This window comes from Streptomyces sp. NPDC001219 (assembly GCF_053597915.1).
This window is the reverse complement of record NZ_JBSFJF010000001.1, coordinates 199,903-224,799: the sequence shown is the minus strand read 5'-3', so window position 1 is coordinate 224,799 and position 24,897 is coordinate 199,903. Positions and strand designations below refer to the sequence as shown.

Here is a 24,897-nt window from a genome sequence, read left to right as displayed (position 1 = left end):
CGTGCCTACGCCTTCTGGGGAAGACATTGCGGAAGCTCATACTCGCCTCCTCGTTGCGTGTTCTTTATCGAACCGTTACCAGTACGACAACTCCCAAGCTACGACGCTCACCTGTCTCCAACAAGGCAGAATGCGTGAAATTTCAGATATAGACCAAGTTTCTTCGCAAACAACTCAAAGAGTGCCGAATCGTCACTCTCCGGATGCCACGGCACGGGGGAGCGCGTCCGGCCGGTCCGGACACCCGGCGGCGGCGCCCGCCGGGGCCCGCACGGGCCCGTACGAGCGCCGCCGGACGCCGCCGTCGCCCGGGGTCAGGTCGCGCTGAGCGCCACCGTCGGATGCAGCCGGGAGGCCCGTACGGCCGGATAGAGGCCGGCGACGACCCCGATCACCAGGGTGGCGCCCAGCCCGCCGGCCAGTGACCAGGGCGGGACGACGGCGGTCCACCCCTGGGCGCGGGCGAAGGCCACGGTGGCGGCGGCGCCCAGGGCCGCGCCCGCCAGCCCGCCGAGCGCCGACAACATCAGCGACTCGGTGAGAAATTGCCTCCGGACCGCGCCACGCGTCGCGCCCAGGGCACGGCGCAGCCCGATCTCCTGACGGCGCTCCAGTACGGAGATCACCATCGTGTTGGCCACGCCCACCCCGCCGACCAGCAGCGCGACCGCCCCCAGGCCGAGCATCAGCGAGGTCAGCCCCTCGTCGGTGGCCGCCTTGGCCGCGAGGGCGTCGGAGGGGCGGGAGACCTTCACCGAACCCTCGTCACCCGGGTTGACCGTACGGGCCAGCACCCCCTGGACCGCCTCCACCGAGGCGTCCGTGGAGCGCTCGAAGAGCATGGTCGGGTGGCCGTCGAAACCCAAGTAGCGCTCGGCGGACGGGTATCCGACCAGCGCCGTGCGGTCCAGGTTCGGCACCAGCTCGACGGGCGCGAGGATGCCGGTGACGACGTACCAGCGGTCGTCCAGGAGGATCTTGCCGCCGGGCCCGGAGACGCCGAGGCGGTCGGCGGCGACCGAGCCCAGCACGACGGTGGGCAGCCGCTCACTGGCACGGTTCAGCCAGCTGCCCTGGACGGTACGGGCATTGAGCGCGTCGAGCAGGTCGGTGCGGGCGGCCTGGACCGTGATGCCGGCCGCCATCTCCTCCGGTACGGCATCGCTGCGCCGCACCCGGGCGTCGACCGCGCCGGTGGCCGTGGCGTGCTGGACCGGGCCGATCCGCTCGACCATCGCCACCGCGTTCTCGGGGAGCTTGACGGCGCCGCCCATGGGGTCCTCCCCCGCCTCGGCGGTGAGCAGGTTGGTGCCGAGCCGGTCGAGCCGGTTCATGAGGTCGGCGCGGCTGGAGGTGGACAGCCCGACGACCGCGACCATCGTGGCGATGCCGATCGCGATGCCGAGGGCGGACAGCACGACCCGGGTACGGCGGCTGCGCAGGCCCTCGGCGCCGACCCGCAGGACGTCGGCCGGGGAGAGCCGGGCCGGGCGGAGCGCGGGGCCGCTCATGGGGACACCTCCTCGGCGGGCTCCACGGGGGAGCCGGGTGCGGCCGGAGCGGCACCGGAGTCGTCGACGATCTCGCCGTCGCGGAAGCGGATGCGGCGGGGCAGCGCGTCGGCGATCTCGTGGTCGTGGGTGATGACACAGACGGTCGTGCCGGCCGCGTGCAGCTCACGGATGAGGTTCATGACCAGGGCGCCGGAGGCGGTGTCCAGCGCGCCGGTCGGTTCGTCGGCGAGCAGCAGGTCGGGGTCGCCGACCAGCGCGCGGGCGATGGCCACCCGCTGCTTCTCGCCGCCCGAGAGCTGGTGGGCGAGGTGGCCGATGCGGTGCCCGAGCCCCACCTCCTCCAGGGCCGTACGGGCCCGCGCGCGGCGCTCGCGCAGCGCCGTGCCGCCGTACAGCAGTCCGTCGGCGACGTTGTCCTGGGCGCTGCGGCCGGGGGCGAGGTGGAAGTGCTGGAAGACGAAGCCGATGTGGCGGGCGCGCAGCGCGGAGAGCTGGGCGTCGGACAGCCGGCTCACGTCGTATCCGGCCACCCGGACCTCGCCCGAGGTGGCCCGGTCGAGGGTGCCGAGGAGGTTGAGCAGGGTGGACTTGCCGGAGCCGGACGGGCCGACGATGGCGGCCAGTTCGCCACGCTCCACCCGCAGGTCCACACCCCGCAGGGCGTGCACCCCGCCCGGGTACGCCTTGGTGGCCGCCCGCAGTTCGATCACGGGTGGGGTCATTGCTCGGCCGCTCCGACCTTCATGCCCTCGGCCAGTCCGGACCCGCTGACCTCGATCCGGCCGTCGGCCGTCAGACCGGTCTCGACCGCCACCATGCGGGTTCTGGAGCCCTGGACCAGCTCCAGCCCGTAGCCGCCCTCGCGCAGCGCGACGACCGCCTCGACCGGAACCGTCAGGACGTCCTTGCGGCTCTCGCTGACGAACTTCACGCTCAGGGTGGTCTGCCGGTCCTCCTGCCGGAGCTTGGCGTCGCCGTCGAGCGTGATCTCCACGTCGATGCCGTCCCCGGACGAGCCGCCCGCACCGCTCTCGGCGGACTCGGCGTCCTCGGGGGCCGCGACACCGCTGACCTTGCCGTGCCGGGTGCCTCCGCCGGGCAGGGCGATCTCCACCCTGGTGCCGTCGGCCGCCAGTGCCCGGTCGACCTGGTCGAGCGAGACCCGTACGACGGGCTTGGTGGAGGCGACCGTCAGGACCTTGCTGTCCGGGCCGACGCGGTCGGCGAGGGCGGCGTCGGCGGACACCACCCGGACCGGGCCGCGCTGGAAGACGACGTCCCCCTGGCCGACCTTGCCGTCGGCGGTCATGTCCAGGGACTTCTGCCACTGCCTGACGGCGGCCTCGGTCGCCCCGTCGAAGCGGGCGTCCACGTACAGGCCCGCCCCGAAGCCCAGGTCGCGGAGGTTGCGCTCCAGTTGGAGGACGTCCGGGCCGCGGGCGCCGGCCTTCATCGTGCGGAACATCGGGGTCGCACCGTAGAGGAGGGTCACCGGCCGGGCGTCACGCTCGTACAGGCGCTGCCCGAGGGAGACGGTCTTCCCCGCTTCGGCGGCCTTGGTGACCGTGCCGTCCACGGGGGACTTCACCGCCCGCCGCTGCGCGTAGTCCAGCCGCCCGTCGGCGGTCTTGCTCTGCACGAGGTCGGTGCGGGTGATCTCGGTCGTGGTGGGCGGCCCCTTCGGCTTCCCGGCCGAGGCGTCCTTCCCGGGGCCGGTGAGGATCATGACGCCGGCGGTCGCCGCGGTCGCGGTGACCGCGGCCGCCAGGGCGACCAGGCCCCGGCGGTGCTTTCCCGACGGGCTCACTGGAGGCCGTCCAGTCCGTCGAGGAGCTTGTCCTTGCAGGCCTGTTCGGCCTGCTTGTAGGCGGGCGAGTCCTGCGCGATCTCGGGTGAGGCGGGGTTCGGGTCACCGCCGGGGAGGACATTGCCGTCCTGCAGCCGCGGGTTGGTGAACTTCGATACGCCATGGGCGCGCATGCACTTGGCGTGCGCGAGCATCGACTCGTAGTCCTTCTGGGTGTCGCGGGGCGGCTCCAGGCTCATGGCCTTCTGCATCTCGTTCTTGCAGGCGCCGCCGCGGCCGGCCTTGGCGACGTCGTCGTTGCCTCTCTTCTCCTGGAGTTCGTTGATCTTCGTCCAGTCGAGATGGCCGCTCAGCTTGGGGTCGGGGTAGTCCTTGGTGATCTTCTTGCGCATGCACTGGACGAACTTCAGCTGTGCGTCGTAGAAGGCGCTCTTGCCCTGGGCCGAACCGGACCCGGACGCGTCGCCGGCGTCCTTGGTGCGGCCGGTGGAGGGCGCGTCGCTGACGGAGGCGACCCCGTCGTCGGACGACTCGGCGGCACCGCCGCAGGCCGTGGTCAGGGCGAGGGCGGGGACGGCGGCCAGCAGCGCGAGGCGCGCGGCACGGGAGCGGGAGCGTGTCTTCTGCGTCATGCCGACAATGTCGGGGCGGGAATTGGTGGCCGCTCCATGGCCGCATGATGAGAACGTAACAATGCCGCCGGGCCCCGCCTTCACCCTGTGGATAACTCCTGAGCTGCGAAAACCCTCGCCCATAATCGCCTCATGCCGCATGTGCTGTTGATCGAGGACGACACGTCCGTACGGGACGGAATGGAGCTGGTGCTGCGCCGACACGGCCACGAGGTCGACGCCGTCGCCACCGGTGAGGCGGGCCTGGAGCTGCTGTCCCGGCCGCGCGGCGGCGGCATCGAGATCGCGGTGGTCGACCTGATGCTGCCGGGCATCGACGGCTTCGAGGTCTGCCGCCGTATCCGTGGCCGGGGACAGCTGCCGATCATCATGCTCACCTCGCGCGGCGACGATCTGGACGTGGTCAGCGGCCTGGAGGCGGGCGCCGACGACTACGTGGTGAAGCCGATCACCGGCCGGGTGCTGGAGGCCCGTATCCGGGCGGCGTTGCGGCGGGCGGGGCCGGTCACCCGCACGGACACCGACGACTTCGACGGGCTCGTCGTCGACCGGGCCGGCCTGACCGTCACCAAGCGCGGCGAGCCCCTCCCCCTGCCGCCCACGGAGCTGCGGCTGCTGCTGGAGCTGTCGGCCTCCCCCGGCCGGGTCTTCAGCCGGGAGCAGCTCCTCGAACTCGTCTGGGAGCACGACTTCCTGGGCGACTCCCGGCTGGTGGACGCGGCGGTCGGGCGGCTGCGCGCCAAGCTGGAGGACCTGCCCGCCAGGCCGCGCTACATCCAGACGGTGCGCGGCTTCGGCTATCGCTTCGGGCCGCTGTGAGCGCGCCATGAGCACCACGGAAGGGAGCACGGAGACCGCGGCGCCGTCCGCTGCGCCGTCGGCCGCACGGACCGGACCGCGGGCCCGTCCGCGGCTCCCGCGCCTCGACGGGCTCCGCGGCCGGCTGATCGTCACCGTCGTCGTGGTCGCCCTGATCAGCGCCGTCACGGCCACGGCACTGGCCTACCGGGAATCGCGTGACGCGGTGCTCAAGCGGGCCCAGAACGCCGCCGTCGAGGACTTCCGCAACCGCGTCAACAACCTCGCGGCGGAGCTGGACGTCCCGACCGACCCCCGCTCCATGGCCCGGTTCGCCACCGATGTCTCGTCCGGTCTGCGCGGCGCGCTGGTCGTCACCCAGTACCGCGACTACACCGCCTCCTCCGACCCGTCAGCCGACCGCAGCCGGATCACCGCCGAGCTGCGCGCGACCGTGCGCACCCGCACCCAGGTCTCGCTCCAGCGGGTGGAGCACGGCGGGAAGCCCTGGCTGACCCTCGGCGCCCCGGTCCTGCTGGACTCCGCGGACCGTGCCGGCGGCTCCGGGCAGCCGTCCGGGGTCGAGATATTCGCGGTGGTCTCCCTGGCGGACGAGGAGCGCGACACCGCCGACCTGGTCCGCAGTGTGCAGCGCGGCCTGCTGCCCGTGGTGCTGCTGGCCGCCGTCCTGGCGCTGCTCGCGGCGCGTACGGTCCTGCGGCCGGTCCGCAAGCTGGCACGGGCCACCCGCCGGCTGGCCACCGGCGAGCTGAGCATCCGGGTCGAGGAGAAGGGCCGCGACGAACTCGCGGAACTCGCCCACACGTTCAACGAGACGGCCGGTGCGCTGGAGCACAGCGTCGGCGAGCTGCGCGAACAGGAGGCCCTGGCCCGCCGTTTCGTCGCCGATGTCTCCCATGAGCTGCGCACCCCGCTGGCCGCCATGACCATCGTCTCCAGCGTCCTGGAGGAGGACGCCGACCAGCTCACCCCCGACACCGCGCACGCGGCCCGCACGGTCAGCGCCGAAACGGCCAAGCTGACCCGGCTCGTCGACGACCTCATCGAGATATCCCGCTTCGACGCCCGCGCGGTGGCGCTCACGGTGCACTCCGTGGACATGGCCGAGGCAGTGCGCGGCACGCTCGCGGCCCGTGGCTGGACCGACCGGGTCGACGCCGATCTCCCGCCGGGCATACGGGCCCGGCTCGACCGCCGCCGGCTCGACGTGATCGTCGCCAATCTCGTCGGCAACGCGCTGCGGCACGGTGCGCCGCCGGTGACGGTCACCGTACGGGCGGCGGACGACCGGCTGACCGTCGCGGTCGCCGACCACGGACCGGGGCTGGCCCCCGAGGTCGCCCGCCATGTCTTCGACCGCTTCTACAAGGCCGACAGCGCCCGCAGTCGCTCGGAGGGCAGCGGCCTGGGCATGGCCATCGCCCTGGAGAACGCCCGGCTGCACGGCGGCACCATCGAACTCGCGCCCCCGGCACCGGGCGTCGGCGCCGTCTTCACCCTCCAGATACCCCTCCGTACGGAACCCGCCTCATGACGCGCCCCCGCACCGCCCTCACCTGCTGTGTGCTCGCCCTCGTCACCGCGGGCTGCGGTATCCGTCCCACCGGCGTCACCTCCGGCGGCACCGCGCCCTCCGGGATCTCGGACACCATGCGGATCTACTTCGCCTCCGACAGCGGACTGCGAGGGGTGCCCCGCCCCGGCACCAGGGTCGACAACTTCAAGATCGCCTACCGGCTGCTGCTCGACGGTCCGACCCCGGAGGAGCGGGCCGACGGCCTGGCCAGCCTCGTCGCCCCCGACAAGTGGCTGAGCGTCACCTCCCGCCACGGCAGTGTCACCATCAACACCCCCGGCTACACCGCCGACTCCCCCCAGGACCAGAGCACCGGCCAGCTGGTCTGCACCTTCGCCCGTGCCGAGGTCCTCCTCCACGGCACCCGCCCGGACAAGGTCCAGGTCACCCTCGTGGCCCGCGGGAAGCGCGCCGGGCCGTACCAGTGCCAGCAGTTCCTGTCGCACTGAGTCCCTACGGCGTGCCGGGCCGCACACCACCGACGCCGCCGCCGGCATCCAGACGGGGGATGCGCCGCTGGGCGGCGAACGCGGCGGCCACGTACCGCGGATCGGGCCGCAGGGCGTACTCCCGCAGGCATGCCTCGGTGAACTTGATGACGTGCTCGTCGCCGTGCTCGGCGGCGCGGGCGCCCAGTTCGCCCACCGGCGGCAGGTCGTCGGCCGCCGTCCGCCAGGCCGCCGTGCCCTCGTCCCGCCGGTCGGTGGTGAAGGCCAGCAGGAACGCGGCCTGCACCTGCCACAGCTGGGCCAGCGTCGGCTCGTACAGCGCGGGCGGCAGATGCGGAAGCACCAGGCGTACCGCGGCGGGCGCGGTGACGCCGTGGATCAGCGGCACCGGATACACCTCCGGGTGGCCGAGGTAGACATCGGCGAACTGGGCGGTCATCTCGGACAGCATCCGGGGCGCCTGCGCCGGATCGGGCCACTCCAGCGCGTCCTGGTAGCCGGGCAGTTCGGCGAGGGTGTCCAGCCGGTGCCGGGCGGTGCCGGGCCCCAGGCCGCCGTCCTGCGGCACCCGGGGCAGCGCGGCCACCGCGGACGGCAGGTCGTGGGTGCCGCGCAGCCGCGGCCGGCCGGGAAGTTCGGTGTAGCGGGCGGCCCAGTACGCCAGCCCGCGGGCGAGTTCGTTCAGCTGGAGCCGCGTGGGCTTGTCGGCGGCGGCATACAGCCCCCGTACGGCGTGAGCGGTGCGGATCAGGCCGTGGGTCAGGCCGGCGAACAGGCCCGGTATCAGGCGCGGCCACCACCGGACGAGCACCTCGCGCCAGTGCGCCCCGGCCAGTTCGCGGACGAAGAGCCGCTCCCAGTCCCCGGCCCGGGGGAAGTCGCCGAGCGCGGGGCGCCAGGAGGACTCGTCCGCGGGGTCCAGGGCGAAGCGCGGGGCCGGGGGCTCGTGGTGCTCCATGGCCCGCCGGTAGCGCCGGACCCACGCGGCGACCTCGCCCTCCTGCCCCAGCAGGGCGAGCGCCTCGGCGCCCATCGGGCCGTGGTTGGCGAGATCGACCCCCTGCCCCCGCTCGTACCCGAGGTCGTCCATGCGTTCCAGCGCGTCGTTGAGCGCGTCGTGATAGCTGATCGACGGCACAGGGCTCCACCTTTCGGATGTCCCAATAGTTTGGATATCCAAACCATCTACACTGCGCAGTATGCCGCACACGCACGAGGCCGGGAAGGCGCCCCGGGTACCGACCCCTGACGAGGTCGAAATCGTCGGCCTGGTACCGCTGTTGGAGCCGTACTTCCGGGGCGGAGTGGTGCGGGAGCTGATGCCACCGCCGCTGCTCCGGGCGATGGAGACGCACGGGCTGACGCCGCGCCACGGGGCCGTCCTGCCGCAGCTGCTGGCCGGGCGGCCGCTGACCGTCAGCGAGATCGCCAGGCGGCTCCATGTGTCGCTGCCCACCGCCAGCGAACTGGTCGGCGGCCTGAGCCGGGCCGGGATCGTGGAGCGCGCCGAGGACCCGGCCAACCGCCGCCGCATTCTGGTGTCACTCTCCGAGGACTACCGCCCCCTGCTCGAAACCTTCGTCGCCCGCCGGGGCGAGCCCCTGCTGCGCGCCCTGGACGGGCTGTCGCCGGACGAACGGGCGGGCTTCCTGGCGGGCCTGACGGGCTGGGTCCGCGAGGTACAGGGCGGGGAGCCGGCGGGCACCGCGGGCACCGCGGGCACCGCGGCCAGCGGGAGGTAGCCGGACGCGCGGGCATCCGGGCCGCCGGCCGCCACCGGAGGGAGCGGCCCGGCGCCGGCGCTCGCCGTGCGGAGGGGATCATTCAGCGCATGGTGCTCGCCGAATCCCTGTCCCTGGCCATACTGCTCGTCGTGCTGGTGTGTGCCGTCGTCCGGCCGTTCCGGCTGCCGGAGGCGGTCTTCGCGGTGCCGGCCGCCGCCGTGGTGATCGCGGCCGGGGCGATCACGCCCGCCCATGTCCGCGAGGAGGCGGCGCGGCTGGGCCCGGTGATCGGCTTCCTCGCCGCGGTGCTGGTGCTCGCCAAGCTCTGCGACGACGAAGGGCTCTTCCACGCCTGCGGCACCTGGATGGCGCGCTGGTCGGCGGGGCGCCCCGGCCGGCTCCTGGGCGCGGTCTTCGCCCTCGCCTCCACCATCACGGCGGTCCTGAGCCTGGACGCCACGGTGGTCCTGCTGACCCCGGTGGTGTTCGCCACCGCCGCCCACATGGGAGCCCGCCCCACCCCCCATGTGTACGCGTGCAGCCATCTGTCCAACACGGCGTCGACGCTGCTGCCCGTCTCCAACCTGACGAACCTGCTGGCCTTCGCCGCCACCGGGCTGAGCTTCACCCGGTTCGGGGCGCTGATGGCGCTGCCGTGGCTGGTCGCGATCGGCGTCGAGTACCTGGTCTTCCGCCGCTTCTTCGCCGCCGGGCTCCGGGACGTGACGCCCGGCCCGCACCCCGCCGAGCCGCCCGAACTCCCGCTGTTCGCGCTGGTGACGGTGGCGGGCACGCTCGCCGGTTTCGTGCTGACCTCCGCCCTGGGCATCGACCCGGCCTGGGCCGCGGCGGCCGGTGCGCTCGTGATGGCGGTCCGCGCGCTCGCCCGGCGCCACACCACCCCCGCCGCCATCGTCCGGGCCGCCGGGCTGCCGTTCCTCGCCTTCGTCCTGGCGCTGGGCATCGTCGTCCGCGCCGTCGTCGACAACGGGCTCGCCGACGCGCTCGGGCGGCTGCTGCCCGACGGCACCGCGCTGCCCGCGCTGCTCGGCACCGCCGCGCTGGCCGCCGTCCTCGCCAACGTGATCAACAACCTGCCGGCCGTGCTGGTGCTGGTGCCGCTGGCCGCACCGAGCGGCCCCGGCGCCGTACTCGCCGTGCTCCTCGGGGTGAACATCGGCCCCAACCTCACCTACGCCGGTTCGCTGGCCACCCTGCTGTGGCGGCGCATCGTCCACCACCACGAACACGACGTCAGACTGCGGGAGTTCACCGTGCTCGGGCTGCTCACGGTGCCCGCCGCGCTGGCCCTGGCGACGGTGGCGCTGTGGGCCTCGCTCCGGCTGATCGGCACCGGCACCTGACGCGAGCCGCCGCCTCACGGCCGCCCGGCCCGCCTCAGGGGCCGCCTGGCCCGCAGCAGGACCGCTCGGCCCGCCTCAGGACCGCCTGGTGCGCATCAGGAACAGCCCCACCGCCGACCCGATCACCACGACGCCGCTGCCGACGCTGACCAGTACCTGCTGCACCCCGTCGAAGGCGAAGCTGGTGGTGACGTTGAACGCGACGGCGACCACGAGCACGAACCAGAGCAGGGCTTTCATGGGCGTTCTTCCTTCCGAAGGGGCACGCACACCGAAGAGTTGATGCGCGTCTCGCTGGGACCGAGACTGCCCGCCGCGGACCGCCGGTTCGAGGGGGTGTCCTCCCGAATGCGGGGTGGAGCCCGCTACACCCCCGACCGGGGGGCGCACCCGACTGCGCCCGCGGAGCGGCTCGCCTAGCCTGAGCCCATGGGGGAGACGGTGCGGCGGGCGGGGCGGGCCACGGCTCAGCTGATGACGGCGGCCGGGCTGGCGCTGCTGTCGTATCTGTTCCTCGCGGTGCTGCTGTTCACCGCCGTGGCGACGCTCCTCGTGATCGGCGCGGGGGTGCTGCCCGAGACGGTGCTGCTGCTGCGCCGAACGGCCGGGTTCAAGCGGCGGAGGGTGGCGGCCTGGACGGGTACGGCGGTGCCCGAGGCGTATCTGCCGCTCACCGGGGAGCTGTCCGCGCGAGTGCGTACCGCGCTCGCGGACCCGGGCACCTACCGGGATCTGCGCTGGCTCGCCGTCCACTTCGGCTACGGCTGGCTCCTGGCGTATCTCGCGCTGCCGTTGTGGGCGGTCGGGCTGCTGGCCGACGGGGTGTGGTGCGGGCTGCTGCGGCGCCGCGCCGTCGTGCTGCCGCTGATCGGGCGCCTCGCCGACCTCGACGCGGCCTGGTCGCACGCGCTGCTGCGGCCGCCGGCGGACGGCGGTCAGCGGGCCCGGCTCGCCGAACGGGTCGAGGAACTGACCGTCACCCGGGCCGGCGCGGTCGCCGCGCACGGCGCCGAACTGCGGCGTATCGAACGGGATCTGCACGACGGCACCCAGGCCCGGCTGGTGGCGCTGTCGATGCGGGTGGGACTGGCCCGGCGGGCCTACGACACCGACCCCGAGGCGGCCCGCCGGCTCCTCGACGACGCCCAGGACCAGGCCGAGGAGGCCCTCACCGAGCTGCGCCAGGTGGTCCGCGGCATCCATCCGCCGATCCTCACCGACCGGGGTCTGTCCGGCGCGGTGCGGGCGCTCGCGGCGAGCAGCGGCCTGGAGGTGACGGTGCACGAGGACGGACCGGCGGAGGGCCCGCGCGCCCCGGCGGCGGTCGAGGCGGCCGCGTACTTCGTCGTCGCGGAGGCCCTGACCAACGCCGCCAAGCACAGCGGGGCGGACCGGGCCCGGGTGGAACTCGCCCGCGCGCCCGGCCGTTTGACGCTGTCGGTACGGGACGAGGGGTGCGGCGGCGCGGAGGCCGCCTCCTCGGGGGCGGGCGGCAGCGGGCTGCTCGGCATCCGGCGCCGGGTCGCGGCGCTCGACGGGACCGTACATGTGACCAGCCCCGCCGGGGGCCCGACCGTGATCGATGTGGAGCTGCCGTGCGCGTGGTGATCGCCGAGGACAACGCCCTGCTCAGGGAGGGGCTGGTACTGCTGCTGACCTCCGCCGGGCACGAGGTCGTGGCGGTCGCGGCCGCCGGTCCCGAGGTACTGCCCGCGCTCCTCGCCCACCGCCCGGACGTCGCCGTGCTGGACGTCCGGATGCCGCCCGGCTTCCGCGACGAGGGGCTGCGGGCGGCGCTGGCGGCCCGGCGGGAGATCCCCGGCCTGCCGGTGCTGGTGCTGTCGCAGTACGTGGAGGAGACCTACGCCACGGAGCTGCTGGGCGGCGGTGCGAGCGGCGTCGGCTATCTGCTGAAGGACCGGGTGGGCCGGGTCGACGCGTTCCTGGACGCGCTGGAACGGGTCGCGGCGGGCGGCACCGCACTGGACCCGGAGGTCGTCACCGAACTGCTGACCCGCCGCCGCGACGACCCGCTCGCCACCCTGACCCCGCGCGAGCGGGAGGTGCTGCACCTGATGGCGGAGGGCCGCGACAACACCACCATCGCCCGCCTCCTGGTGGTGTCCGACCGCGCCGTCAGCAAACACATCGGCAACGTCTTCACGAAACTGGGCCTGCCGCCCGGCGACAGCGGCCACCGGCGGGTGCTGGCGGTGCTGGCGTATGTGAACGGGGGGTAGGGGGCGGGCCGGTGGGCTCGGCGGCGAGGACGAGGCCGGGCCCGGTGACCAGGCCCGCGCGAGCGCGACCAGGCCGTTCAGGCCGTTCAGGCCGTCTCCGGCCCCGTGCCGCCGGGCCCTTGGGCGCGCAGGCCCTGGAGCAGCAGCGTCAGGCCGAACTCGAAGTGAGCGGCGAAATCCGTGCTGGTCAGCACCGGTAGCGCGGTGGCGAGATGGGGGTACCGGCCCGGCGTCAGGGCCGCCCGTAGCCGTTCCGGGTCTGCCGGGCCGTGTTCGCCCGCGCCCTGGCGGGCGGCCTGTTCCTCCAGGGTGTGGCCGAGGGTGAAGTGGACGACGGTGAGGGCGGCCCGTGCCGCGTCCTCGGCGGTGAAGCCGGCCTCGCGCAGGACGCCGACGAGGGCGTCGGCGAAGCCGAGGGTGTGCGCGCCGGTGGCGTGCGTACCGGCGTAGACGCGGGCGCCGTCGCGGCGGGCGAGGAGCGCCGTCCGCATCCGCCGGGCCAGTTCGGCCAGCCGCTCGCTCCAGTCCGGTGACGACAGCGGCCGGTCGAGACAGTCGGCCAGCAGCACTTCGGCCATCGCGGTCAGCAGGTCGTGCTTGGTCGCGAAGTAGCGGTACAGCGCACCGGCCCGCACGTCCATGGCCTCGGCCAGCCGCCGCATGGTGAGCGCGTCCAGCCCGGCCTCGTCCAGCAGCGCCAGCGCCACCTCGACGGTGCGCGCCTGATCGAGCTTCGGGGGGCGGCCCCGCCCGGTGGTCGCGGCGGTCCGGTCACCAGGAGGGCTGGACGGGCTGGGGGTTGACGCGGCACTCATGGCCCTCACTATAGTGAACAGCGTTCACGTGAACACCGTTCACTAAATCGGAACGGGCAAGGTCAGGTCGGACGGACATACGGGGAGGCAGCCGATGGACACCGGTACAGAGGGCGGGGCCCAAGGGGCCCAGGTCGCTACCGAGGTCGATGTGCTCGTGGTGGGGGCGGGGCCGACCGGGCTGCTGCTCGGTGCCGAACTGGCGCTGGGCGGCGTACGGGTGGAGATCGTCGAACGGCGGGCCGGGGCACAGCGGGATTCCCGGGCGCTGACCCTGCATCCGCGCAGCGTCGAGCTGATGAACCAACGCGGCCTGGTGGACCGCTTCCTGGCCCAGGGGCGCCCGGTACCGGGCTGGCACTTCGCCGGGCTGGACACCCCGCTGGACTTCGGCGCGCTGGACACCCGGCACGGCTACACCCTGTTCCTCGCCCAGGCCCGCACCGAACAGCTGCTGGCGGAGCGCGCCCGCGAACTCGGCGTACCGGTCCGGCGCGGCCACGAGGTGACCGGGCTGCACCAGGACGACGGCGGGGACGGCGACGGGGCGGGCCGGGGCCCGGCGGCGGGCGGGGTCACCGTGGAGGTGCGCGGGCCCGGCGGCGAGGTGCGGACCGTGCGTGCGCGGTATGTGGTCGGCTGCGACGGCGGACGGAGCGTGGTGCGGCGGGCCGCCGGCATCACGTTCCCCGGCACCGAGGAGACCCTGACCGGCGTCCTGGGCGACTTCGCGGTGACCGACCCGGCGGCCCTCGACCGTGCGCGCGCCCATGGCGTCCTCGTCGCCCCGCTGGCCGAGCCGGGCGGCCCGGCGGAGCAGCGGGCGGACGGCCCGGCGGAGCAGCGGGCCGACGGCCGGGCCGGGAAGCCGGCGGGCGGCCTCACCCGGATCGTCTTCGTCGACCCGAGGCGGATGCGCACCCCGTCCGCCGAGCCGGTGACCCTGGACGAGTTCCGGACCTCCCTGGCGGAGATCTGCGGGACCGACTGCGGGGTGGCGGAGCCCCGCTGGCTGTCGCGGTTCGGCAATGCGACCCGGCTCGCCGCCCGTTACCGCGCCGGGCGCGTGCTGCTGGCGGGCGACGCCGCCCATATCCACTTCCCGGCCGCCGGGCAGGGCCTCAACACCGGGCTCCAGGACGCGATGAACCTGGGCTGGAAGCTCGCCGCCGAGATCAACGGCTGGGCGCCGCCCGGACTGCTCGACAGCTACCACGCCGAGCGCCATCCGGTCGGACGGGCGGTCACCGAGAACACCGAGGTCCAGACGCTGCTGCTGGAGCTGACCCTGCTCCCGCCCTATCAGCGCCCGGCCGCCGCACTGCGCACCCTGCTGACCGAACTCCTGGGCATCGAGGACGTCAACCGTCTTCTGGCCGGCCGGATTTCCGCCCTCGACACCGTCTATGCACCCACCGCCACCGACGCCGACCCCCTGGTGGGACGGCGAATGCCGGACGTCGGCCTGACGGCGGCCGGTTCAGCGGCCGTACGCGCCCATGAGCTGCTCCCGCCCGGCCGCTTCGTCCTGCTGGACCTCGCGGGCGACACGCAGCTGAGCCGGATCGTCACCACGGGCTGGGGCACCCGCGTGACCCCCTTCCACGTCACCCGGCACGACCACCGCACCGACCTCGACGGCGTACGGGAGATCCTCGTCCGCCCCGACGGCCACATCGCCTGGGCCGCCCGCACCCCGGCCCTGCCCACCCGCCGCCGCGAACGCCACCGGGCCCTGACCGACTGGGCCGGCACGCCGGGGCGGGGATAGCCAAGGGGGAGGCGGCCGCTTCCAGGAGCGGGCCGGTGGGGTCATGCGCGATACGGGCGAAGCCGTGGCTGAGGAAGATCCCCGTTCCGCTCGCGCCGGAGGACCTTGGCGACGCCGGTCAGCACCGCCAGTACATGGGTCCCGGGCTCGCCCTGACGGAGCATCATGGTTCCGGCCGGATGGCGGCGCTCGTAGGCCTGGTCCAGGAGGTGCCGCCAGACCGTGTCGCCCACGAAGTGCCGCAGTGTCCGGCCTGGCGCGACCGGCGCTCCCCCTTCGCGCTCACCCATGTGCCGAGCCTAGAAGAAAGTCCTCCCGCCGTGTCGGCGGAAGGGGGTGGGACGGGAGCCGGTCCCCGGCCGGCTCCCTCGCACCTCAGCCTCCCTCAACCCCCACTGAGCCCCCCTCAGTCTGCTCGGCCGCGCGGCCTCAGCCCGCGCGTACCGGGCGCCCCTGCCGTCCCGGACGTCCCGGGTTTCCCGCGTTCACCGGGTCCAGGGGGTGCGCGCTCGCCGGACTCGCGGGCCGGTCCCGGCGCTCCGTGCCGTTCGTGTCCTGCGGGTTCTCCGGGTAGTCGGAGTGATCCAGGCTGTCGGACGGGTCGGCGCTGCCCGTCGTGTCCCGGGCGCCGGCATCGTCGGCACGGCCCGGGGTGTCGGAGGCATCCGAGTCATCCGCGCGGTCCGGACGGTCGGAGGTGTCCTGCCGGTCAGAGCTGTCCTGACCGTCGGAGGTGTCCTGGCCGTCGGCACGGTCCGGGCTGTCCGAGCGGTCCTGATCGTCACGACGGTCCTGGTCATCGCCACGGTCCTGGTCGTCACGACGATCCTGATCGTCGCGGCGGTCCTGGTCATCGCGGCGGTCCTGATCGTCGCCACGGTCCTGATCGTCGCGGCGGTCCTGATCGTCGCGGCGGTCCTCGTCGGCGGAGGGGACCGGTTCCCGCGGGCCGTTCGCGCTCAGCTGGAGGCTGCCGAACTTGGCGTTGCGCCAGCCACGGGCGGGGACCACGGTCACCACGGAGCCGGTGCAGTCACGGCCGTTGTAGAGGACGAGGTCGGTGGGGGTGTCGTTGTCCACCTCGCCGTAGCCGTCCCCCACTCCGTAGCAGTGGTCGTCGCCGGGGTCGAGGATCTCGTGCGGCCGGTTCTCGGGCCGGGTGTGGTACGTGATGACGCCGGTGACGGCATGCGCGCCGGAGGGAGCGAACGCGACGAGCCCCCCGGTGAGAGCCAGCGCCCCAAGGAAAGCGGTCTTGCGTCGCACAGTCGGAACTCCTGTCAGCCATGGCGGCGGGCCGGTCCAGGTCAGGCCCATACGAAAGGTCGCCATGTGGGGTTCCCGACCGCCTCACGGGATATTCCGGTCTCATCGGATATTCACCATGCAGCAGGACATTCCGTACGCCGGGATGGGGCCCCGGCGCCTCCGGCACCGCCAGCCTTCCCGCCCCGCCTGCGCCGTCCGCGGTCAGCCCTCCCGGGGCGGCCGCACGCTGCCCAGCCACAGGACGTCGCGGGCCCGGGTCATGGCGACATAGAGCTGACTCCGGGCCAGTTCCGCACGCTCGTGGGCGGTTTCCGCGGGGGCGCGGCCGTCCGGGGCGCCCATGGGCAGGTGGGCGTCGTGCCGCGGCAGATAGACGCGCTTGAACTCCAGGCCCTTGGCACGGCGGTAGCTGCCGAGCTTGACGGCCTCGACCGGTTGCCCGTCGTAGCGGTCCAGCAGGCAGACCGGCAGACCCACCCGGGTGAGGAGGCGCTGGTAGTGCTCGATCGCGCGCTTCGAGGGGCACAGGACGGCGGAGCCGGCCAGCTCCTGCGGGGTCAGGCCGCGCAGCGCGGTCAGCAGCGCCTCGTCGTGCGCGTCGGGGGTGGGCAGGACGGCGCGCTGTACCTCGCCGTCGTGGTAGGTCAGATCGATGTCCCGCCGCCCCGGGGTGCGCAGCCCGTCTAGGTCCTCGAAGGAGTCGTCGGCCACCACGGAGAGCGCGGTGTCCACGATCTCCTTGCTGTTGCGGTAGTTGGCGCACAGCACCTGGCCGCGGTCGCCGCGGATGTCGATGCCCGCGTCCGAGAGCCGGAACCCGCCCGGGTAGACGGCCTGTTGGCCGTCGCCGACCAGGAGGAGGCCGTTGGGGGTGTCGCCCACCAGGGCGTGCAGCAGCCGCACCCCGACGAGGGTCAGGTCCTGGACCTCGTCGACGACGACGGTGGTGTAGGCGCTGTGGCCGGTGCGGCCGGCCGCCTCGGTGAGGGCGAGGGAGAGCACGTCGTTGAAGTCGTGGACGGCGCGCTCGGTGCGCTGCGTCTCGTACGCCTCGTAGAGGGACCACACGGCCTGGCGGTGCGGGCGGCGCAGACCGGCACGGCGGCGACGGCGCGGGAGTGCGGCGTACTCCTCGAAGGTGGTGATGCCGCGGCCCTTGATGACGTAGTCGATCTCCTCCCGCCAGTACGGGTGCTGCGGATCGATCTCGGTCAGACAGCTGTTCCGGCCGACGTGCTTCCAGGCGAGGCTGAAGGCCGTCTCCGCCTTCTCCTTGTGCAGGTGGACCGGGACGCCGCGGTCGCGCAGGTACTCCTGTGCCCAGGAGTGCAGGCTGCGGAAGTCGACCCGGCCGGCCACCGCCGGGGCCATGGTCTTCAGGAAGGTGGCCTGTACGCGCGGCAGGTTGTTGGCGAAGGTGACGTACAGGACGCGGCCGTTGGTGCGCTGGGCGAGGTAGGCGGCGCGGTGCAGGGCGATGACCGTCTTGCCGGTGCCGGCCGGGCCGCTGATCCTGGCCGGACCGGCCCAGTTCCGCCGTACGAGCGCGAGCTGGTCGGGGTCGAGGAAGGTCATCCACTGCTCGATCGGGGCCCGGCGCGCCTCGTCGAGCGCGGCCTCCCGCAGCCCGTCGAGATCGAAGAGGCCGTCGGCCCCGGCATCCGCCGCACGGGAGGCGGCGGACGCGGCACCGGCCGCGGGCGGGGCGTCGGCCAGAGGCGAGGCGTCGCCCGCAGACGGGGAGTCGCCCGCAGACGAGGCGTCGGCCGCAGACGAGGCGTCGGCCGCGGGCGGGACCTCGGCCACCGACGGGACCTCGTACTCCGGGAAGGCCCGCTCCAGATGTTCGGCGAGGGCGCGGACGGACTGCGCCGACAGCCGGGTGCGCTCCGACAGCAGCGCCGGGCCTATCTCGCGCTCCCCCAGCAGCCGCACCCGGCCCAGCTCCGCGTCGACCCGGTGCCCCGCGAAGGCCAGCAGCGGGCGCACCGCCACCGGCGACATGCCCAGCGACGCCACCGCGCTCTCCGCGGCCTTGGTGACCGCCAGCAGCTTGCGGCGGTGCTCGTCGCGGGAGAACCCACCGGCCCGCAGCCGGCCGCCGGAGGTCTCCGGCGCGGCCCGCCAGTTCTTGACGTCGATGACGAAGACCCCGCCGGGCCCGATCAGCAGCATGTCCACATTGGCCGCGCGGGTGCCCGGCCAGCGCCGGTCCACGAGCAGCCGCCAGCCCCGCTCGGTCAGCATCAGCAGCTGGGCGGCGACCCGCCGCTCCCCCTCGCCCGCCGCCTCCCAGCGTTCGGCCCGCCGCCGGGCGGCCTGCCACTGCTCCCGTAACAGGCGCTCCTGCCGACGGGCCTGCTGCGCCCGCCGCCCCGCCGAAGCCCCGGCCGGCCTGCCCGCCGCACTCCCTGCCGCCATCGTCCGCCCCCCTCACCGCTCGCCCCCGTAGGCATGGGCCAAGAACCCTAGGCCGAGGCCACATGACACGGAAGTGCGCACGGGAGGGGCACGGGCGCATGGCGCGGAAGTCCGCGGTGAGGCGGGTTACGCGTGGGACTTGGCGAACTCCACCAGCCCGGCGAACCCCTGCCGGGTCAGCGCGAGCTGCGGGCCATTCGGGACCTTGCTGTCACGGACCAGGAACTCACCGGTGGCCGCCGCATGCTCAGGCGCCCACTCGATGCACTGGCCGCCGTTGTCGCTGTACGAGGACTTGAACCAGCGGAGGGATTCGGTCGTCACGGGGTGCCCTTTCGTCTGCGTACCTGCTCAACACTGATACGGACGGAGAACGGATTACGCGTGGGACTTGGCGAACTCCACCAGCCCGGCGAACCCCTGCCGGGTCAGCGTGAGCTGCGGGCCATTCGGGACCTTGCTGTCACGGACCAGGAACTCACCGGTGGCCGCCGCGTGCTCCGGAGCCCACTCGATGCACTGTCCGCCGTTTTCGCTGTACGAGGATTTGACCCATCGAAGGGAGTCGGTCACGGGGTGTCCTTTCGCAACTGGTTGATCAGGGCCACAGATGCCGCCTGAGAGAGCGCTTCGGCCTGTAGTTGATGGTAGGCCGTCAGTATGGGCAGCACCGAGGTACTTTCCCGTTCGAGATGACCCCGGTGGGCGGACTCGGCGTACGACATGAGCGAGCGATCCGGCAGCGTCAGCACCGTGATCGGCAGACTGAACGGCCGACGCTCTCCCAGCTCGAACGGCGCTACCTGGAGCACGGTGTTCGGCAGGTCGGCGAACTCGACCAGCCGCGCCAACTGCGCGTCCATGACGGCAGGTCCGCCAATGGGCCGCCGAATACAGCTCTCATCCAGCACCACGAAGACCAGCGGCGGGCGCGTCCGGACAAGTGTCGCCTGCCGTTCGGCTACGAGCGACACCCGTTCGTCCGCCTGCTCAGGCGTGATCGCTCCTCGCTTGACGGCACTTTCGACGATCACGGATGCGTACTTCGGGGTCTGCAACAGACCAGGGACGACACCCACCTCATACAGCCGGATCTCCGCCGCCCGGCCCTCGTGACCGACGTACTCCGGGAAGCCTTCCAACAGGCTGCCGTGGCGGATCTCGCGCCAATGACGCTCGAACGTGTCCACGGTTCCTTCGGTGCCGAAGGTCCGGTCGGCGCTGCGCGAAAAACGCAGAGTAGGGGGTTTCCGTGCAGTTTCCACCGCCGAGACGTGCGTACTGGAATACCCCATCAGTTCGGCGAGTTCGTCCTGCGTCCAGCCGCGCGCCTCCCGTGAGCTGCGCAGCCGCGCCCCGAAGGCGGCCTGCGGACTACTGTCCGGCGTCAACTCCTTGCGATTCACAGGGCTTTCACCAACGCTTCCCCCTCCTTCGACAGGTTGAGTAGCTCCCGACTCTAGGCCACTCTGGCCGCCCTTGGTAGTGGAATGACTACGGAGAGGAGCGGGCGTTGAGCGGTCCAGAGGATGAAGCGGTGGACGTCGGCTTAGCGGAAGACGCGGACCCGGAGCGCCCCGAACGGGCCGATGCCAGCGACAGCGACAGCGAGACCCTCACGCGTCTTCGTGCGCGGGTGCATCAGGACTACGCGCGGCGGCAGCGCCACGGTCAGCTGGGGAGGTCGCTGTGAGCTGCACGGTGTGCGACACCTTGCGGGCCGAGCTGGCGGCGGCCGAGCGGCACGGGGACCAGTCGAAGGCCGTCGACTGCCGGGTGTTGCTGCGGCGACACCCGGAGCACGACGACCCGCCGGTCGAGGGGAAGGCCGAGAGGAAAGGGGAGCCGTGAGGCCGCCGGACGCGGAGAAGACCGGCGCGGACCCCTTCGTGGGTACGCCGTACGAGGCGAGTCCCGAGGGGTGGTGGACGAGGCACGGTGGAGCGCTGGACGTGGAGTCCGGGGTGGTCTACCTCCCGCCCGGTCCCGACCTGCCGCCGTGCCTCGTCCCGGAGTGCCGGTGCTATCCGACCGTCACGGACGGCCGGAAGAACCGGGCCGCCGAGGTGCCCAGGCCGGTCGGCGCGCCCAGACGGCCCGGCGAACCGTTCGGGTGGCGCAGTTCGGAAGGCCGGTAGCGGAGGCAGTCGCGGTGCCAGATGAGGATGCCGGCCATCCACTGCTCCAGCTCGCGGACATAGCCGTCCAGCACCTCGCGCTCCGCCGCCGAGAGCTGGAAGTCGTCGCAGACGACGGGGAGTTCGTGAGCCGCGACATGCTGGAACTCGCGCATCCGCGAGGTCATGAGGTCATGGACGATGGCCTGCGCGGTCGGCCGGTCGCAGTCGAAGAAGGTCTGGACGACCAGGATGCCGTTGTGGACCTCGCCCTCGTACTCGATCTCCTTCTGGTAGGAGAAGACGTCGTTCATCAGGCCCGCGTAGTCGGCGGCGGCGTTCTCCAGTGCGCGCAGCGGACCGGAACGGTAGATCTCCGGCGGGATCTGCCGGGCGCGGGTGAGCCGGCTCAGGCTCATGGTGAGGTCGGCGCCGAAGGTCGCCCGGCGCATCTCGATGTAGTCCACCGGGTCAGGGACGCGGTGCTGGATCTGGTTGCCGATCTCCCAGAGCCAGCTGGCCGTCATGGTGTCGACGGAGGCCCGGAACGCCTCGCGCGCCTCGGGCGCCAGGCCGTCCGTCGTACGCCGCCACAGGTCGGCCAGGCCGCGTTCGAGGGCGTTGACCGGCTCCGGTACGGGCGTCGCGGCGTCGAGCGGCATGCAGGCCGACAGCCGCTCGGTGCACACCTTGGCCGCGGCGAGGTCGCGGGTGCGGCCGAAGACCGCCGGGTAGTAGTCGTCGGCGTAGGTGCCCCAGGCCAGCCAGGCGGCGGTCAGGTCCAGTTGCTCCGGGGTGGCGTCCGGGTGGATGCCCGCCGCGCACAGCGCCAGGTCGTACCGGATCATCGCGGGCTCGTCCCAGACGTCGGAGAGCGGGACACCGGGCTGCGGACGGAGGAGGCCCATCCGGTGCGCCCACGCGATGACGCGGCCGCGGGCGCCCTCCAGGTGCGGGCTCAGCGTGGTCGTGAACGGCATGGCGAAGTCGGGGAGTTGGGACGGACCGGTCTTCTGGTGCGGGACGTGGGTGCCGCTGCGGAGGCGGAGCGCACCGGCCGTGGCCAGCGCGGTCCGCAGGTCCGCCGCCGAGGTGCCGAGCCCGCCGAGGGCGAACGGCGACCAGGGCCGCGCGGTACCGGCCGCGGTGCCGCCGCCGTTCATGTAGCGGCTGGAGCGCATGTGCCACTCGTGGCCGCCGGCCTGCCAGTCCTGGAGCCCCTTGGCGTACGCCAGCACCTTCGCGCAGGACTCCGGGTCGAGCCCCTTCTCCAGGAAGAGGGCGGGGAGTTCGGCGACGACGGTGTTCTCGAACTGCTGGAGCCGGGAGGTGATCAGGTCGTTGACGGCGTCCGCCGCCTCCTGGGTGGTGCAGTCCAGGAAGGTCTCCAGTACGAGGACGCCGTTGCTCAGCTCGCCCTCCTCCTCCGTCTCCCGCTGGTAGGAGAAGAGGTCGTTCCGCAGGTGGACGCCGTCGGAGAAGGTGTCGCGCAGTACCCGCAGCGGCCGGGAGGCGGCGACGGAGGCGGGCACCTCGGCGCCGGTCGCGTACTCCACCAGGCCCGCCGACCAGGGCGCGCCGCCGACCTTGCGGCGCATCTCGATGTACTCGACGGGGTTGGGCACCCGGTGGATGTTGATATTGGACAGTTCCCACAGCGACTCGTTGAGCAGATGCTCGGTGCTCTCGGCGAACCGCCGCCGCCAGTCCAGGGACATCCGCGGCACGGTGCGCGTCCACAGGTCGGCGAGCCCGGCCTCGACCGGGTTGACCGGCTCCGGGAGGGGCGTGGCCAGATCCATCGGCATGAAGGCGGGCAGCCGGTCGAGGTAGGCCTTGCCGCCCTTGCGGTCCAGTGTCCGCTTGAACGTCTCCAGGAAGTGGTCGTCGAAGAAGAAGACCCAGACGTACCAGTCGGTGACGAGGGAGAGCGCGTCGGCGTCGCAGTCCGGGTGGGTGTAGGAGCACAGCAGCGCGTAATCGTGGGCGTCGAGGTCCCGTTGCTCCCAGATGCCCGAGCCCTCCAGCATCCCCATGTCACGGGCCCACTTCCTGGAGTGCGTACGCGCCGTCTCCAGGTGCGGGTTCAACCGCGCCGGATGGGGCGTGTAGAAGTGGGGCAGTTCAAATGGCTCTGTCACCGGTGCCGGCCTCTTCCCATACGTACGGAAGGAAGGCGCCCTGAACCACGCCCCCCTTGACGGGGCAGCGCTACCCCCGGGGTCGGCGCCTTAGGCCTTGTGGAGGAGGAGCTTCCGCCTCCCCTCCGCTTCGGTCCGGAGTGGCCCGAACCTGGCTCATTTCTCGCTTACTTGTGGCACTTTTCTTTCGCCTGCGCCGACGGCGCGGCCTGCACCGCCGGCGCGGCCGTTGCCGCCGTTGCCGCCGTTGCCGCCGGTGCGGCCGTTCGCCGCGGTCCGCAGTGCGAGGGTGGCCAGCGCCTCCGGGGCACCGGCCTGGCCGCGGATGCCGGGGAAGGCGTTGATGTCGACGATGAGGGGCGCGCCGCCCCCGGCGTCGAGGACATCCACCCCGTAGACGTCCAGGCCGAAGACCTCGCCGGCCCGGAGCGCGGCGGCGGCCCAGGCCGCGGGCAGTTCGGCGGCCGGCAGCGGCAGGGTCGGGCCGCGGCCGTCCGGGGCCAGCTCCGAGCGGCGCAGCGCGGCGAAGAGCTGCCCGTCGACCACCCACAGCTTGTGGTCCCAGCCGCTGTTCTCGGTGAAGTCCTGGACCACCACCGGCTCCTCGGCCCAGTCGGCGGCCAGTTCCCGCAGCCGTACGGCGCCGTCGGCACGGGCCACCAGGTCGCCACGGCGGCTGAACCGGCTCTTGATCACCAGCGGGCCGCCCGGTGCACCGGCCGCGGCCAGCTCCCCGAGGGTGGCCACGGAGCGGGTCGCGGCGAACGGCAGCCCGGCCGTGCGGGCCACCTCGGCCATCGCCACCCGGTCCTGGCACCGGGCGGTCGCCGCCGCCGAGTTGAGCACCGGCGCGCCGTGCTCCTCCAGGAGCGCGGCGAGCGCCAGCGCCCGGGGCGTCCGCGCCTTGAGGAGATAGACATCGGCGAGCGAGGAGAGGTCGGGGCCCGGCCCCGCGGCGCCCGGGTCCAGGGTCTCGACCCGGTGCTCCGGCGTCAGCAGCCCGGTGACCGCGGCCAGCAGCGGATGTCCGGGGTCCGCGGTGACCAGACAGACCCTCACCGGCCACCCCCGAGCGGCGCCACGGACCGGACGGGGCGGGGCACGGACGGCGCGGGCGGCACGGGCGAAGCGGGCGGCACGGACGGAGCGCCGGCCGGGGATGCCGGGGCGACGGGCAGGGCCGACACGGCGTCCGCCACGGCCTCCGCCACGAGGCCCCCTACGGCTTCCCCTACGGCCTCCCGTACGGGCGCCTCCCCCACGGAGGCCCCCCGCCCCCTCGCCCCCCTACGGGCGAGGTCCAGCACCGCTGCGGACACCCGGGCGACCGCGTCCGGGACCTGGCGGAAGCTGGGGAAGTCGTTGATGTCGACGACCACCGGGCCGTCGGGGCCGAGCAGGATGTCGACCCCGTAGAGGTCGAGGCCGAAGACCTCGCCTATCTCGGCGGTGATCCGGGCGATCTCCGGCGTCAGCGGCACCTGCCGTTCGCGTACCGCGTGCGCGGGGTGCAGCGGGGAGCGCCGCTCGGTGGCGTACAGCTCACCGGCGACGCTGTACACCTTCAGGTCCGTACCGGAGTTGGGCACATAGGGCTGGGCGATGAGCAGCCCGCCGGCCTCCCCGTCCCGGCCCGCCGGACCGCCCGGCCGCTCCGGCTCCCGCAGCCGGTCCGGCGTCGCCACCAGCCGGACTGCGCGCCCGGAACTGCCGTCGGCGGGCTTGACCACGAGCGGGAACTCCGCCGCCGCGACCTCCGCGAACTCCTCGGGACGCGCCGCCGCATACGTCACGGGGACCGGCAGCCCCTTGCTGCGGGCGATCACCGCGGCCAGCGCCTTGTCCCGTACGCCGCGGATGGCCCGGACGTCGTTCACCGTGGTCAGCCCGACGGAGGCGGCCGCCTCCAGGAGCGTCAGCCCCGGGCCGCCGGAGACGGTCTTCAGGACCCAGGCGTCGTGGCTGCCCGCCCGTATCGCCTCGGATATCCGGATCAGCGAGCGGCCCGGCCACACCACGTCCACCCGGTGGCCCCAGGCGCGGAGTTGGCGGACCACCTCCAGCGGCATGCCGTCATGGCGGTACTGCTCCTCCACCAGGAAGCAGAGTCTCATCGGGGCACCCTCGTCATCGCCGCACGTCCACCGTCCGTCCGGCAGATCCAGGACCCACCAGGATTCCATGCGGCCCCCGCCGGGGACGGGGGACCCACGCGCCCGGCCACGGCCCGCCCACCGG

General features: G+C 73.3%; 26 protein-coding genes. 10 read left to right on the top strand and 16 right to left on the bottom strand.

What is annotated here, in order from left to right; all coding sequences use genetic code 11:
* Positions 1-314: 314 nt before the first annotated feature.
* Genes ACWC9R_RS01090 through ACWC9R_RS01075 form a run of 4 tightly spaced genes read right to left on the bottom strand, consistent with a single transcriptional unit; the run spans position 315 to position 3,953 of the window.
* Positions 315-1,511, bottom strand: coding sequence for an ABC transporter permease (locus ACWC9R_RS01090; RefSeq protein WP_450727731.1), 1,197 nt, complete (start codon positions 1,509-1,511; stop codon positions 315-317).
* Positions 1,508-2,236 carry an ABC transporter ATP-binding protein gene (locus tag ACWC9R_RS01085; RefSeq protein ID WP_450727729.1) on the bottom strand — a complete coding sequence of 243 codons (729 nt, stop codon included), beginning with the start codon at positions 2,234-2,236 and terminating at the stop codon, positions 1,508-1,510. Before ACWC9R_RS01085 ends, ACWC9R_RS01090 begins: the two co-directional genes overlap by 4 nt.
* Positions 2,233-3,321, bottom strand: a complete 1,089-nt coding sequence (locus ACWC9R_RS01080) for a peptidoglycan-binding protein (RefSeq protein WP_450727727.1) — start codon at positions 3,319-3,321, stop codon at positions 2,233-2,235. Before ACWC9R_RS01080 ends, ACWC9R_RS01085 begins: the two co-directional genes overlap by 4 nt.
* Positions 3,318-3,953, bottom strand: a complete 636-nt coding sequence (locus tag ACWC9R_RS01075; protein WP_450727725.1) for a hypothetical protein — start codon at positions 3,951-3,953, stop codon at positions 3,318-3,320. Before ACWC9R_RS01075 ends, ACWC9R_RS01080 begins: the two co-directional genes overlap by 4 nt.
* Positions 3,954-4,085: 132 nt before the next feature.
* Between ACWC9R_RS01075 and ACWC9R_RS01070 the strand changes: the two genes are divergently transcribed.
* Genes ACWC9R_RS01070 through ACWC9R_RS01060 form a run of 3 tightly spaced genes read left to right on the top strand, consistent with a single transcriptional unit; the run spans position 4,086 to position 6,797 of the window.
* Complete coding sequence (locus ACWC9R_RS01070) at positions 4,086-4,772, top strand: response regulator transcription factor (RefSeq protein WP_362603755.1); 687 nt, start codon at positions 4,086-4,088, stop codon at positions 4,770-4,772.
* A 7-nt stretch (positions 4,773-4,779) separates the two neighbouring features.
* Complete coding sequence (locus tag ACWC9R_RS01065) at positions 4,780-6,306, top strand: ATP-binding protein (protein ID WP_450727723.1); 1,527 nt, start codon at positions 4,780-4,782, stop codon at positions 6,304-6,306.
* The gene (locus tag ACWC9R_RS01060; RefSeq protein ID WP_450727721.1) at positions 6,303-6,797 is read left to right on the top strand and encodes a GerMN domain-containing protein; all 495 of its coding nucleotides are present in this window, start codon (positions 6,303-6,305) and stop codon (positions 6,795-6,797) included. The genes ACWC9R_RS01065 and ACWC9R_RS01060 overlap by 4 nt, the downstream gene beginning before the upstream one ends.
* Before the next feature lie 4 nt (positions 6,798-6,801).
* On the opposite strand, the gene ACWC9R_RS01055 is transcribed toward ACWC9R_RS01060, so the two are convergent.
* A complete protein-coding gene (locus tag ACWC9R_RS01055; protein WP_450727719.1) occupies positions 6,802-7,935 on the bottom strand; it encodes a questin oxidase family protein in 1,134 nt (377 codons plus the stop codon).
* Between the two features lie 61 nt (positions 7,936-7,996).
* Here ACWC9R_RS01055 and ACWC9R_RS01050 point away from each other — a divergent pair, with 61 nt between their 5' ends.
* Together ACWC9R_RS01050 and ACWC9R_RS01045 are read left to right on the top strand one after the other, a co-directional pair.
* A complete protein-coding gene (locus ACWC9R_RS01050; protein WP_450727717.1) occupies positions 7,997-8,539 on the top strand; it encodes a MarR family winged helix-turn-helix transcriptional regulator in 543 nt (180 codons plus the stop codon).
* 89 nt (positions 8,540-8,628) lie between these two features.
* Positions 8,629-9,885 carry an SLC13 family permease gene (locus ACWC9R_RS01045; protein WP_450727715.1) on the top strand — a complete coding sequence of 419 codons (1,257 nt, stop codon included), beginning with the start codon at positions 8,629-8,631 and terminating at the stop codon, positions 9,883-9,885.
* Between the two features lie 75 nt (positions 9,886-9,960).
* On the opposite strand, the gene ACWC9R_RS01040 is transcribed toward ACWC9R_RS01045, so the two are convergent.
* Positions 9,961-10,125 (bottom strand): hypothetical protein, encoded by a 165-nt coding sequence (locus ACWC9R_RS01040; protein ID WP_450727713.1) that lies wholly within the window; start codon positions 10,123-10,125, stop codon positions 9,961-9,963.
* A 189-nt stretch (positions 10,126-10,314) separates the two neighbouring features.
* On the opposite strand from ACWC9R_RS01040, the gene ACWC9R_RS01035 reads away from it, so the two are divergent.
* Together ACWC9R_RS01035 and ACWC9R_RS01030 are read left to right on the top strand one after the other, a co-directional pair.
* A complete protein-coding gene (locus ACWC9R_RS01035; protein WP_450727711.1) occupies positions 10,315-11,493 on the top strand; it encodes a sensor histidine kinase in 1,179 nt (392 codons plus the stop codon).
* Positions 11,481-12,125, top strand: a complete 645-nt coding sequence (locus ACWC9R_RS01030; protein ID WP_450727709.1) for a response regulator — start codon at positions 11,481-11,483, stop codon at positions 12,123-12,125. The genes ACWC9R_RS01035 and ACWC9R_RS01030 overlap by 13 nt, the downstream gene beginning before the upstream one ends.
* A gap of 86 nt (positions 12,126-12,211) precedes the next feature.
* Here ACWC9R_RS01030 and ACWC9R_RS01025 read toward each other — a convergent pair whose 3' ends face one another.
* Complete coding sequence (locus ACWC9R_RS01025) at positions 12,212-12,940, bottom strand: TetR/AcrR family transcriptional regulator (RefSeq protein ID WP_450727707.1); 729 nt, start codon at positions 12,938-12,940, stop codon at positions 12,212-12,214.
* Positions 12,941-13,034: 94 nt separating this feature from the next.
* Between ACWC9R_RS01025 and ACWC9R_RS01020 the strand changes: the two genes are divergently transcribed.
* On the top strand, positions 13,035-14,711 hold the full coding sequence (locus ACWC9R_RS01020; protein WP_450727705.1) for an FAD-dependent monooxygenase: 1,677 nt from the start codon (positions 13,035-13,037) through the stop codon (positions 14,709-14,711).
* 41 nt (positions 14,712-14,752) lie between these two features.
* Here the strand turns inward: ACWC9R_RS01020 and ACWC9R_RS01015 are convergent, their stop codons facing one another.
* From ACWC9R_RS01015 to ACWC9R_RS00990, 6 genes are all read right to left on the bottom strand, one after another.
* Entirely contained in the window at positions 14,753-15,001 is a 249-nt protein-coding gene (locus ACWC9R_RS01015) for a cyclic nucleotide-binding domain-containing protein (protein ID WP_450727703.1), read from the bottom strand.
* A 139-nt stretch (positions 15,002-15,140) separates the two neighbouring features.
* Positions 15,141-15,977 (bottom strand): chitin-binding protein, encoded by an 837-nt coding sequence (locus ACWC9R_RS01010; protein WP_450727701.1) that lies wholly within the window; start codon positions 15,975-15,977, stop codon positions 15,141-15,143.
* Positions 15,978-16,181: 204 nt separating this feature from the next.
* On the bottom strand, positions 16,182-18,401 hold the full coding sequence (locus ACWC9R_RS01005; RefSeq protein WP_450727699.1) for a UvrD-helicase domain-containing protein: 2,220 nt from the start codon (positions 18,399-18,401) through the stop codon (positions 16,182-16,184).
* Positions 18,402-18,527: 126 nt separating this feature from the next.
* Entirely contained in the window at positions 18,528-18,725 is a 198-nt protein-coding gene (locus ACWC9R_RS01000) for a DUF397 domain-containing protein (RefSeq protein WP_450727697.1), read from the bottom strand.
* Positions 18,726-18,779: 54 nt separating this feature from the next.
* The gene (locus ACWC9R_RS00995; RefSeq protein ID WP_450727695.1) at positions 18,780-18,974 is read right to left on the bottom strand and encodes a DUF397 domain-containing protein; all 195 of its coding nucleotides are present in this window, start codon (positions 18,972-18,974) and stop codon (positions 18,780-18,782) included.
* Positions 18,971-19,807, bottom strand: a complete 837-nt coding sequence (locus ACWC9R_RS00990; RefSeq protein ID WP_450727693.1) for a helix-turn-helix domain-containing protein — start codon at positions 19,805-19,807, stop codon at positions 18,971-18,973. The genes ACWC9R_RS00995 and ACWC9R_RS00990 overlap by 4 nt, the downstream gene beginning before the upstream one ends.
* 107 nt (positions 19,808-19,914) lie before the next feature.
* Between ACWC9R_RS00990 and ACWC9R_RS00985 the strand changes: the two genes are divergently transcribed.
* Entirely contained in the window at positions 19,915-20,094 is a 180-nt protein-coding gene (locus ACWC9R_RS00985) for a hypothetical protein (RefSeq protein WP_450727691.1), read from the top strand.
* Complete coding sequence (locus ACWC9R_RS00980; RefSeq protein ID WP_450727689.1) at positions 20,091-20,252, top strand: hypothetical protein; 162 nt, start codon at positions 20,091-20,093, stop codon at positions 20,250-20,252. Before ACWC9R_RS00985 ends, ACWC9R_RS00980 begins: the two co-directional genes overlap by 4 nt.
* Before the next feature lie 172 nt (positions 20,253-20,424).
* Here ACWC9R_RS00980 and ACWC9R_RS00975 read toward each other — a convergent pair whose 3' ends face one another.
* The 3 genes from ACWC9R_RS00975 to ACWC9R_RS00965 all read right to left on the bottom strand — a co-directional run bounded on the left by ACWC9R_RS00975 (position 20,425) and on the right by ACWC9R_RS00965 (position 24,773).
* Entirely contained in the window at positions 20,425-22,659 is a 2,235-nt protein-coding gene (locus tag ACWC9R_RS00975) for a terpene synthase family protein (RefSeq protein WP_450727687.1), read from the bottom strand.
* A 156-nt stretch (positions 22,660-22,815) separates the two neighbouring features.
* A complete protein-coding gene (locus tag ACWC9R_RS00970) occupies positions 22,816-23,718 on the bottom strand; it encodes an ATP-grasp domain-containing protein (protein WP_450727685.1) in 903 nt (300 codons plus the stop codon).
* Entirely contained in the window at positions 23,715-24,773 is a 1,059-nt protein-coding gene (locus ACWC9R_RS00965; protein WP_450727683.1) for an ATP-grasp domain-containing protein, read from the bottom strand. The genes ACWC9R_RS00970 and ACWC9R_RS00965 overlap by 4 nt, the downstream gene beginning before the upstream one ends.
* Between the last annotated feature and the right edge of the window lie 124 nt (positions 24,774-24,897).